Origin of the sequence: Streptomyces flavofungini, assembly GCF_041028215.1 — a bacterium.
Classification (GTDB): domain Bacteria; phylum Actinomycetota; class Actinomycetes; order Streptomycetales; family Streptomycetaceae; genus Streptomyces; species Streptomyces flavofungini_B.
The window spans coordinates 1-10,218 of the sequence record NZ_JASKYR010000362.1 but is presented as its reverse complement, the minus strand read 5'-3'; the positions used below and the strand labels follow the sequence as shown (position 1 = coordinate 10,218).

Sequence of the window (10,218 nt, the reverse complement as noted above, 5' to 3'; positions counted from 1 at the left end):
CCTCCCCGCCGCAACCCCTCGGGTGGCAGCGTCCTTGGCAGCGCCCCGGCCGGGGCCGACCGGAAGGCGGTGCCGTCGTGGACAAGCCCCTGATCGTCGGAGTCGACGGTTCCGAGCCGAGCCTGCGCGCCCTGGACTGGGCCGTGGACGAGGCCGCCGCACACGGGGTGCCCCTGCGGGTCGTGCACGCCTCGCGGTGGGAGTGGTACGAGGGGCACGAGCCCTCCTTCGGCATCAACGGGACGCAGGTGCGGGAGGTCGCCGAGAAGGTGACGGCCACGGCGGTCGAACGGGTCCTGCGCCGCTCGGCGCCGGTCGAGGTGACGAGCGAGGTGGTGCCGGAGGACCCGGCCGTGGCGCTCGTCCGGCTCAGCGCGTCGGCCGGTGCCGTCGTCGTCGGCAGCCGGGGCCACGGCGAGCTGGCCGAACTGCTGCTCGGCTCCGTCGGCCTGTCCGTCGCCGCACGCGCCGCATCGCCCGTCATCGTCGTACGCGGCCGGGCGGAGAACGTCAGGGGCGATCACCACACCGTCGTCCTCGGCGTCGACGAGCCCGAAGACGCCCACACGGCGGCGGAGTTCGCCTTCGGCGAGGCGCGGGTGCGCGGGGCCTCGGTGACGGCGGCGCACGCCTGGCGCTGTCCGGCCAGGGAGGTGCCCGAATTCCCCACCAGTGCCCACGCCGAGCACCAGCGCCGGGCCGAGGAGCAGGTCGAGCGGGCGGTACGGGAGGCGTCCGCCGCCCACCCGGACGTCTCCGTGCGCCGGATGAGCGTCGAGGGCTCCGCGCGCAACCTGCTCCTCGACGCCGCCCTGACGGCGGACCTGGTCGTCGTCGGGGCCCGCCGCAGGAAGGGCCATCTCGGCATGCAGCTCGGCCCCGTGAACCACGCGGTCCTGCACCACGCGGCCTGCCCGGTCGCCGTCGTCCCGCACTCCTGACCTGCCCGAACACACCGCGAAGGGGCCTGTCATGGACCCACGGCAGATCATCACCGCAGGCATCGACGGCTCCCCCGAGAGCCTGGGCGCCGCGCACTGGGCGGCCCGCGAAGCCGTGCGCCGCGAGGTGGTCCTGCACCTCGTCCACGCCTTCGACCGGCCCTCGGAGCGCACTCATCTGCCGGAGATCGAGGTCCCCTTCCACCGGGAGAGCGGCGCCCTCGAACGCGCCGTCCTGCACCTGGGCTCGGCCCACCCCGCGCTGGGCATACTGGAGGAGCAGGTCACCGAACCGCCCGTACAGGCGCTGCTGACGGCGGCCGAATCCTCCGCGCTGCTCGTGCTCGGCTCACGCGGTCTCGGCGCGTTCACCGGCGCCCTGGTCGGTTCGGTCGCCCTGGCCGTCGCCGCCCGGGCCGCCTGCCCGATCGTCCTGGTGCGCGCGGATGAGCACCCCGAGGCGGAGCCCGAAGCGCCGGACCCGACGACCGGAGAGCGTCGGCCCGTCGTCCTCGGCCTGGACATCGACGGCCCCTCCCACGACGAACTCCTGGAATTCGCCTTCCTCGCGGCGGGCTTCCGTGCCGCCCCGCTGCACGTCCTGCACACCTGGGCCGTGCCCCTGGTCCCCAGCGCGGACGCCACCGACCCCGCGCGGGCGAAGTCCCACCGCCTGGCGGAGGCGCTGGCACCCTACAAACGCAAGTACCCGCAGGTCGACGTGGCCGGGCGGCTCATCCACGGCCTGGCGGGCCACAGCCTGCTGAAGGCGGCCGCGAAGGCCCAGCTCCTGATCCTGGGCCGCCGTGCCACGGCGGGTCCGCACCTCGGCTCGGTCACGCACACGGCGCTGCACCACGCCACCTGCCCCGTCGCGGTCGTCCCGCACCCCTGGGGGCCCCGCTGACTCACTCGGGCATGCAGGCGGCCACGCCGTCGTTCCCGCCGGTGCTGAAGGCGTTGACACGCTGGCTCGCGTCGCCGTGGTCCTCGGAGTCGGTCCAGGGTGTGTCGTCGGCCAGCTCCGTGAGCGCCTGGCCCAGCTCCTCGGAGTCGCCGTCCTCGAACTCCAGGTCGTCGGAGCCGTAGAGGGTGGCGCCCGCCAGGCAGTCGGCCTGGAGTTCCGCCGCCTCGATGGCGAGGCCCTCCACCCGGTTCTGCACGGCGTGCGCCCATTCGTGGGCGATGACCAGGTAGATCCAGGCGTCGCCCTTCTCGTAGCCCCGGCTCATCAGCGCGGCGTCCCAGGCGATGAAGTCATTGGACGTGCAGTAGAAGGCGTTGTCGGCGGCGGCGGGTTCACCGCCGCAACTGGGGGCCTCGGCGGTGCCGGGGGTGTACGTGCCGAACACCGTCGGCGAGGTGTAGGCGCCGGTGAAGTGCTCGTTCCAGTGCGTGGACCAGAAGTTGTCCACCACGGAGACGGCGTCATCGGCCTCGGCCTCCCAGCCCTTGTCCGGCGTCTGTCCGCCGTCGGGAGGGTTCTCGGCGGGTTCGGTGGACTCGGTGGGCTCGGTGGGCTCGGTGGGCTCGGTGGGCTCGGCCGAATCCGTTTCCTCCGCGCCGCCGTCGGCGCTTTGGTCCAGGTCGTCTTCCGTGGTGTCGTCGGTGTCTTCCGGGTCTTGCTGTTCCTCTGCGGGGGTGCTCTCGTTCCGCGCCGGTGCGGTGTCGCTGCGCGCCGGGGCGCCGGTCGACCCGGTGGACCCGCCGTCCCCGCAGCCGCCCGCGACGAGAACGGCGGAGGCGGCCAGGGCCAGCGGCCAACTGCGGTGCAGAGCGCGGCGTTTGCAGGTCATTTCGGTCTCCGATCCCTGGGTTCGGCGGTGCGGTGGTTCAAGTGAAGGCGGCCACCGTGAGAGCTGTCGAGGCCACCGCCCCGAGGGCGGGCCACCACAGCAGGCGGCGGCGATCGGCCGCGAAGGCGGCCACGGCGAGCATCTGGGCGACGACCGCCACGGCCGTCGCGGCGGAGAGCAGCAGCGAGCTGCGCCCGGCCCGCTCGGCCAGGTCCACCTGCCGCCTCTGTTCGGCCCCGGCGGCCCGGCGTTCCTCCGGCTGCTTGCTCAGGGCGTCGGCCGTCGCCGCGTCGAGCCGGTCCGCCGCGTCGGGAGCCCGCCCCATGTACGTCGCGATGTCCCGCACCCGCACGGCGATGGTGTTCTCCACGGCCGCCAGGACACGTTCGTGCCGGGCGTCGGCGGGGCTGATTCCGGTGTCCGTCGCGGCGAGTTCCCGTGCCGTCGCGTCGAACTCCGCGGCCAGGGCGGTCCGCCGCGCCTCGGTCAGGAAGGCGTGGCGCAGGCCGAAGCCCTCCAGAGAGTCCTTCAGCCGCACGGCCTTGCGCGCGGCCTCGGCCTGGGCCCGCTGCTCCCCGCCCGCCGCCAGGATCTGCCCGAGGGGCAGCAGCAGGGGCAGTACGCAGACCAGGAGGCCGAACAGGGCTCCGGCGCGGCGCCCGGACCGGGCGGTCGCGGGCTGCGGGATGATCTCCGTCCGCCTGTCCACCCGGCGGCCCGACGCCGCCGGGGCGTGCCGCCAGCGGCGTGGCCGGAGGACGTTCGCCGCGCACACGGCCGTCAGGACGGCCAGGACTCCCCCGGCGACGGAGGCGGTCCCCCAGGCCGCCCACCGGTCCCCCGCGCGCATCCCGGCGTCCGGCGCGAGCCCGTACAGCCCCGGTGAGTGCGCCTGCACGTCCGCGAGGCGCCGCGGCATGTCGTAGCCGAGCTCGTTGTGGCGGTAGGACGCGTTGCCGAGGAGGCTGTCGCGCCGGGCCGGGCGGGGCTGGTGGAAGGCGGTCTGCGCGGCGAGGGCGTACTCCGATGCCGCGAGCCTGCCGTCGTGCCGGATGGGCCGCAGTCCGTCGGCCCGCGCCCGTGCGACCGCCGCTCGCAGGGCCTCGGGCCCCTCGTCGGCGTAGACCTCGCGGATGTCCTCGACCATGGCCGCCTGCCGCCGGACCTCCTGGCGTACGGCGTCCTGGTAGGCGCCGGAGGACTGGCTGAACTGCCAGGTGGCCAGCAGGGTCGCGCCGACGACGACGGCGATCAGGGCGATCTGGAGCCGGACGCGCACACTGAAGCGGGACGGGCGGCGGGTCACAGCGCCTGCCTGTCGTAGACGACTTGGGTGCCCTTCTCGTCGGTGAGCGTGAGCACGTCGCCGGAGACCTGGTAGCCGTGGCTCTCCGGCGTGCGTTCGGCGGGCTGGTCGGTGTAGTTGCCGGTGGGGTCGGCGGGGTCCTGCCGGGACTTGGTGGCCGTCTCCGGGTTCAGCTGGAGCTGGTCGCCGTCGACCCGGGCGGTGCCCTCGGCGACGAAGGTGATCTGGACGTCGTCCCCGTCGGTGTTCGGATAGAAGAGCAGACCGGCGTACTTGTAGCGGCCGTCCGCCGTGAAACGGTAGGCGATGGTGCCCGCGCCGCCGTCCGGACGGCTCTCCCAGGCGCCCACGAGAGGGTCGGGAAGGACGGCCTCCTCGGCCTCGCTCGGYKKSKSCSSGYCGGTGGCGGWGGATGTGGGCCGGTCGGTGGCGGTGGTCCCGGGCCGGGAGTCGGGCGGTCCAGGCGAGGAGCAGGCCGCGGCGCCGCCCAGCAGCAGCACGGCGACGAGCGCCCCGGCGGGTCCGGCCATCCGGAAGTGTCCTGGCATGGCGAAGTCCCCCGAATCTTGATGCTTCGCTGATCCAGCACGCGCGTGTGCCACGCACCTTAAGGACTCGGGCACGTATCGCGCCCCGGGGATATCCCGAGGATTGAGCACGCGGCCACGCTGTCGGCCGTACACGGTGTCGGCCGTACGTACACTCCCATCCGGTGTGTCCCAGTTCACCCCGGATCGCCACCCCCACCCGGAACATCCGTGTACCGGTCATCGTTCTTCTGGGTGTGACCGCGGAGGGGACAGTGTCCCCGGGCCTCACCCCTAGCCCATGGGGAAGATCGTTCGGCTGAAGCCCCATGGAGCCCCCCGCCGAGAGGCGACCGCCCTCCGCCGTCACGCTCGACCGCCCCGGCTGGTTCCCCCCGACCAGCCGGGGCTTTCCGCTGCCGCGCGCCGACGAGCGTCCGCCGACGAGCCCCCTCCGCAGTCCGGGACCATGGCTCACAGGGACACGGCCAGCCATCCCACCCTTGGACACGGACAGCCAACTCCCCCTTTGAAGGTTCTTACCCGATTCCCCGGAGATCGTCCGTCAAAGTCTCAACCGTCGGTTCAGCGATAGCGTTGAAGGCATGGTTACGGACCTCACGCACACCGCCCAAGCCGTCCGCTCCAGCGCCGTCATGAAGCTGTTCCCGGCCAGGCCACGCCTGCTCGCCCTGGGCGAGCCCACCCACCGCGAGGAGACCCTGCTCGATCTGCGCAACGAGCTGTTCCGGCAGTTGGTCGAGGAGGAGGGCTACCGGACGATCGCCCTGGAGAGCGACTGCGTGCGGGGCCTGATGGTCGACGACTACGTCACCTCGGGCACCGGCTCGCTCGACGCCGTCATGGAGCGCGGGTTCAGCCACGACTGGGGCGCCTCCGCCGCCAACCGCGAGCTCGTGCGCTGGATGCGCGACTACAACATCCGCGCCGACACCGACGGGCGGCCCGCGTCCGACCGGCTGCGCTTCGCCGGTTTCGACGGCCCGCTGGAGATGACGCACGCCGCGAGCCCCCGCCGGGCCCTCACCGCCCTGCACGCCCATCTCACGGCCCACCTGGACCCCGGCCTGCTGCCCTGCACCGCGGACACCCTCGACCGCCTGCTCGGCGACGACGACCGCTGGACCGAACCCGCCGCGATGATGGACCCCGCACGGTCCGCGGGCCAGTCACCCGACGCGGCACAACTGCGTCTCCTCGCCGACGAGATGGCGGCCCTGCTCGACCGGCAGGCCCCGCATCCGCTCGCGGCGACCGCGCGGGAGGACGGCGAGCGGGCGCACCTGTACGGGCGTACCGCGCTCGGCCTGCTGCGCTACCACCACTGGATGGCCGACGCCTCCCCCGCCCGCATGTCCCAACTCGTGGGCGTCCGCGACCAGATGATGGCCCACAACCTCCTCGCCCTCGCCGAGCGGGGCCCCACCCTCGTCCACGCGCACAACGCCCATCTGCAACGCCCCAAGAGCTCGATGCGGATGGGCGGCAGCCCGCTGGAGTGGTGGAGCGCCGGCGCCCTGGTGAACACCCGGCTCGGCGACGGCTACGCCTTCCTGGCCACGGCCATCGGCTCGCTCCACCACCAGGGCGTGGGCGCTCCGTCGCCCGACACCCTCGAAGGGCTCCTGTCCGCGCTCCCCGAGGACCGCTACGTCATCGACGCACCTCGCCTGGCCGCCGCCCTCGGCGACACCCGGCCCGTGCCCCGCGTCTCACCCTGGTTCGGATACGCCCCGCTCGACCCCGCTCACCTGGGTGACATCGACGGCATCGTGTTCGTCGACGACGTGCCGCCGCGCCGCTGATCAGGAGGTGAGCGCCGCCGCGAGCTGGGTCCGGGAGCGGATGCCGAGCTTGCGGTAGATGCGGCTCAGCACCGTCTCCACGGTCTTGACGGAGATGTACATCTGCTGCGCCGCCTCCTGGTTGGTCGCGCCCGAGCGCACGAGGTCGGCCAGGCGCATCTCGTGCGCGGTCAGGAGCTGTGCCGCCGCCCGCTGCGCGCTGCCGTGCCCGGACGCGTGGCCGGTGAGATGGGTCAGGTGGTTGTCCGCGAGCATGGCCCAGGGCGTCGCTTCGGCGCCCGCGAAGAGTTCGCGGGCCGTCTGCCACGCGCCGCGCGCCGCCGCGGCGCGGCGCCTGCGGCGCTCCAGTCTGCCGCGCAGCAGGTGGGTGCGGCCCTCCTCCAGCGGCAGGCCGAGACCGGCGAAGACGTGCGCGGCGTCGTCCAACAGCTCCGCCGCCTCGTCACCGGCGCCGTCGAGGTGGCGGCAGAGCCCGCGGGCGCGGGTGAGCGCGGCGCGCAGGGCGGTGTGCGCGGGGTGCGGCCCGACGCGCTCGCGCATGCGCTCCAGCAGGGCGTTCGCCTCGTCCGTACGTCCGCTCCAGGCGAGCGCCTCCACCGCGTCACCCTGCCAGCGCAGCACGGCCGGATCGGCCGCACCGGACCCGGACTCACGTTCCGCCACTTCCATCAGCGCCACCGCCGCCTCCTCGACGCGGCCGGTGTGCAGGAGCGCGGCGCCCAGGCTCCACAGCCCGCGCACTGTGTACAGGGCGTCCTCCTCCTCGCGGGAGGCGCGTACGGCGTGCGCGGCGAAGCGCAGCGCGTCGGCGAAGCTGCCGCCGCAGGTCTGGGCGAGGGCGGCGGTGTACCAGGCGGGGCCGGGTGACAGGCCGGAGGCCGCCGTGAGGTCGAGGGCGCGGTGCGACCAGTGCAGGGCCCGGCCGCACGCGCCACTGCCCGCGTCGACCTCGGCGAGGCTGCGCCACAGGTCCACCAGGTCTTCGGCCTCGCCGGACTCCTCGGCGGCGGGCAGCAGCCGCAGCAGGAGCGCGCGGGCCTCGCCCAGGCGGGCGTCGAACACGGCGTGGCGGGCCGCGAGGTACTGCGCGCTGTTGCGGATGCCGAGGCCGGTCGGCGGCACGTCCAGGGACAGGGCGAGGTCCAGTGTGGCCGTGGCGGTGTCCACGTGGCCCAGTACGCGCTGCATCCGTGCCGTCATCGTCAGCGCCGCCGCCTCCAGCGGTACGGTGCTCGACCGCGCGGCCAGCTCGGCGGCGGCCCGGGCGTGGCGCAGGGCGCGGGTGAAGTCCTCGCCCGCGATGTTCGCCTGTACGGCGGAGCGCAGTTCGACGGCGGCCAGCAGCGCCGGGTCGTCGGCGGCGAGTCTGCGGGCGGTGACGAGCAGCGGCCGGATACCGGCGGCGTCCTGTCCGGACGCGTCGACGACGGCGAGCAGTGCGTGCACCTGCTGCTCGGGGCTGCCGTGCCCGGCAACGATCAGGTCCGCCGCCGTACGGGCCAGGGTGGCGTCCCCCGCGGCCGACGCCTCCCGCGCGGCCCGCGCGAGGCGTTCCAGGCGCAGGTGCGGCCGGTCGGCCGGGGTGAGGCGGGCAGCCAGGAGCAACAGCTCGGCTGCGCGCGGGCGTTGACCCGCCGCACGGCCCGTGGCCGCCGCGTGGGCGGTGTCCTCGGCGACGGCCCGGTCCGGGCACTCCTGGGCCAGCGCGGTGTGCAGGGCGCGGACCACCGGGTCGTGGGTGCAGGCCGCGAGGACGCGGTGGACGGCGGTACGCCGTTCCTGCCCCACGGTGGCCGCCGCCGCGTCGGCGAGCGCGGTGGCGGCGAACCGGTGGGGCGCGACGGGGCCGCCCGCCGGAAGGTGTTCCGTGCCGCTCCCGACGCGGAGCAGCCCGGCCTCCGTCGCGTGCGCGAGGTGGTCCTGGGCGCCGCGCTGTCCGCTGTGCCGCAGCAGGTCCGCGTCGCAGGTGCCCGCGAGCGCCGCGACCTGGAGCGTGGCGCGGACGTCGGCGGGGACGGTCCCGAGCCAGGCGGCGGCCAGGTCCCGCACCCTGCGCGGCGGGTCGGAAGGCCCGGTGCGCTCGCCGGTCTCCCCGAACCGCGACGGGCCCGGGTGAGCCCCGAGCCAGGCGTCGAGGAGGGCCCGGTGCCCTCCGCAGTAACGGTGGATGGGCGCGGCCCAGCGCGCGGGCAGCCCGAGGCGCGCGCAACCCGCCGCCGTCTCGGCGAGGTCCGCCGCCGGAACGGGAAACACCGTGGGGTGCCCGCCGAACAGCGCGGCCGACGCCACGGGGTGGCCGGCGGCCCGCTCAGCGGCCACGACGGCCAGTCGCGCCACGGGAAGCGTACGAAGGGCGTACCCGATGAGATCGGCGCTGGCGGGGTCGAGCCACTGCGCACCATCGACCAGCAGCAGCACGGCGGCCCCTGCCCGAGCAGCCTCGTCAACCCCAGCCGCAACCGCAACGAACCCCCGCACAACCCCTCGCGCGCGGGGGCGGCGGCCCCGGCCTCCCCGATACCGCCGATACCCCCGCCTCGGCCGCGCTGAAGAGTTGTACCAGCGCGCCGTACGGAACCTCGGCGTCCCCTTCCTGTGTGCGCACCCATGCACAGCGGCGCCCCGCCAAGGCGTCTCGCGAGCGCGGCTGCTGCTCGGCCAAGGCGGCCTGGGCGGCCAGGGCGGACAACAACGTGCTCTTGCCCGCGCCCCACGGGCCGCCGACCACCAGGCGGCCGTGGCGTTCCAGCAGCCCGGCGGCGCGGGCGACCACCGCGGGCCAGCCGTCATCCGCCGCGCCCGCCGCGCCGCCCGCGTCTGTTCGTCCTCGCACACCGGGCACCGTAGGCCCCTGCCTGGCCTGCCACAACGCCCGTGCGTGGACCGCGTACCGGACGAGGGATTCCCCTGACACGCGCCCACGCCGCTGACACGCGCCTGCGCGCCCGGCGAGGGCCGCGGCGGCGCCGAGACCAATCAGAAGGCTTCGAGTCCTGCGGATCGGCGGGCCATCTGATACGATACGTCTCGTCTCGCTGGCCCGCACCTCAGCGACATCGGCATGAGGCATCGACATGAGACATCAACCTGAGGCATCGGCAGCAACGCAGTACCGGAGAAAGGGCGAGGGCAGGCATGGAACGCTTCGTAGAGACAGCGCCCGGCGTACGCCTCTGGCTGGAGGACCGTGGCGCCCAGGACGCACCACCGCTCCTGCTGATCATGGGGGCGCAGGCGTCCGGCCTGGGCTGGCCGGACGAGCTGGTGGACATGCTCGCCGGGCACCACCGCGTGATCCGCTACGACCACCGCGACACCGGCCGGTCGACCTGGCCCTTCGAGAGCCAGCCGTACGCCATCACCGACCTCGCGGAAGACGCCGTCCAGGTGCTTGACGGCGTCGGCGTCGAGCGGGCGCACGTGGTGGGCATGTCGATGGGCGGGATGCTGACCCAGCTCCTCGTCGCGGACCACCCCGACCGGCTGCTCAGCGCGACCCTGCTCGGCACGAACGCCCTCAGCACCGTTCCGTACACGGCCCCGGACGGCACGCGCACACCGCCCGAGGAGCTGCCCGGCATCTCCCCCGCCCTGCTGGAGATGTGGTCCCGCCCCGTGCGGGACGAGGGTCTGGAGGCAGAGCTGGAGCGGCGGGTGGAGCACTGGCGGGCGCTGGGCGGAGACGAGATCCCCTTCGACGCCGAGTACGCCCGCGCCCTGGAGCGGAGGATCGTCGAGCACACCGGGCACTACGCGTCGAGCACGGCGCACGCCCAGGCGGACCCCTCCGGCATGGACCGCACCGAGCGACTGGCCCACACC

General features: G+C 74.5%; 7 protein-coding genes and 1 pseudogene. 4 read left to right on the top strand and 4 right to left on the bottom strand.

What is annotated here, in order from left to right; all coding sequences use genetic code 11:
- Together AB8Z36_RS23550 and AB8Z36_RS23545 are read left to right on the top strand one after the other, a co-directional pair.
- On the top strand, window positions 1–941 hold a 941-nt coding region (locus AB8Z36_RS23550; RefSeq protein WP_369215359.1), incomplete at its 5' end, for a universal stress protein.
- Between the two features lie 31 nt (window positions 942–972).
- On the top strand, window positions 973–1,848 hold the full coding sequence (locus AB8Z36_RS23545) for a universal stress protein (RefSeq protein ID WP_369215358.1): 876 nt from the start codon (window positions 973–975) through the stop codon (window positions 1,846–1,848).
- 1 nt (window position 1,849) lies between these two features.
- Here AB8Z36_RS23545 and AB8Z36_RS23540 read toward each other — a convergent pair whose 3' ends face one another.
- The 3 genes and pseudogenes from AB8Z36_RS23540 to AB8Z36_RS23530 form a co-directional block, all read right to left on the bottom strand.
- Window positions 1,850–2,737: a hypothetical protein gene (locus AB8Z36_RS23540; RefSeq protein WP_369215357.1), complete on the bottom strand. Its 888-nt coding sequence runs from the start codon at window positions 2,735–2,737 to the stop codon at window positions 1,850–1,852.
- Window positions 2,738–2,774: 37 nt separating this feature from the next.
- Window positions 2,775–4,043 carry a hypothetical protein gene (locus tag AB8Z36_RS23535; RefSeq protein ID WP_369215356.1) on the bottom strand — a complete coding sequence of 423 codons (1,269 nt, stop codon included), beginning with the start codon at window positions 4,041–4,043 and terminating at the stop codon, window positions 2,775–2,777.
- Window positions 4,040–4,591 (bottom strand): annotated as a pseudogene (locus tag AB8Z36_RS23530) (hypothetical protein). The gene AB8Z36_RS23535 and the pseudogene AB8Z36_RS23530 overlap by 4 nt, the downstream one beginning before the upstream one ends.
- A gap of 584 nt (window positions 4,592–5,175) precedes the next feature.
- On the opposite strand from AB8Z36_RS23530, the gene AB8Z36_RS23525 reads away from it, so the two are divergent.
- Window positions 5,176–6,396, top strand: a complete 1,221-nt coding sequence (locus AB8Z36_RS23525) for an erythromycin esterase family protein (protein ID WP_369215355.1) — start codon at window positions 5,176–5,178, stop codon at window positions 6,394–6,396.
- Here the strand turns inward: AB8Z36_RS23525 and AB8Z36_RS23520 are convergent, their stop codons facing one another.
- Window positions 6,397–8,814 carry a LuxR C-terminal-related transcriptional regulator gene (locus AB8Z36_RS23520; RefSeq protein WP_369215354.1) on the bottom strand — a complete coding sequence of 806 codons (2,418 nt, stop codon included), beginning with the start codon at window positions 8,812–8,814 and terminating at the stop codon, window positions 6,397–6,399.
- Window positions 8,815–9,531: 717 nt separating this feature from the next.
- On the opposite strand from AB8Z36_RS23520, the gene AB8Z36_RS23515 reads away from it, so the two are divergent.
- Window positions 9,532–10,218 (top strand): alpha/beta fold hydrolase (locus tag AB8Z36_RS23515; RefSeq protein WP_369215353.1); only part of this gene is annotated, 687 nt, incomplete at its 3' end.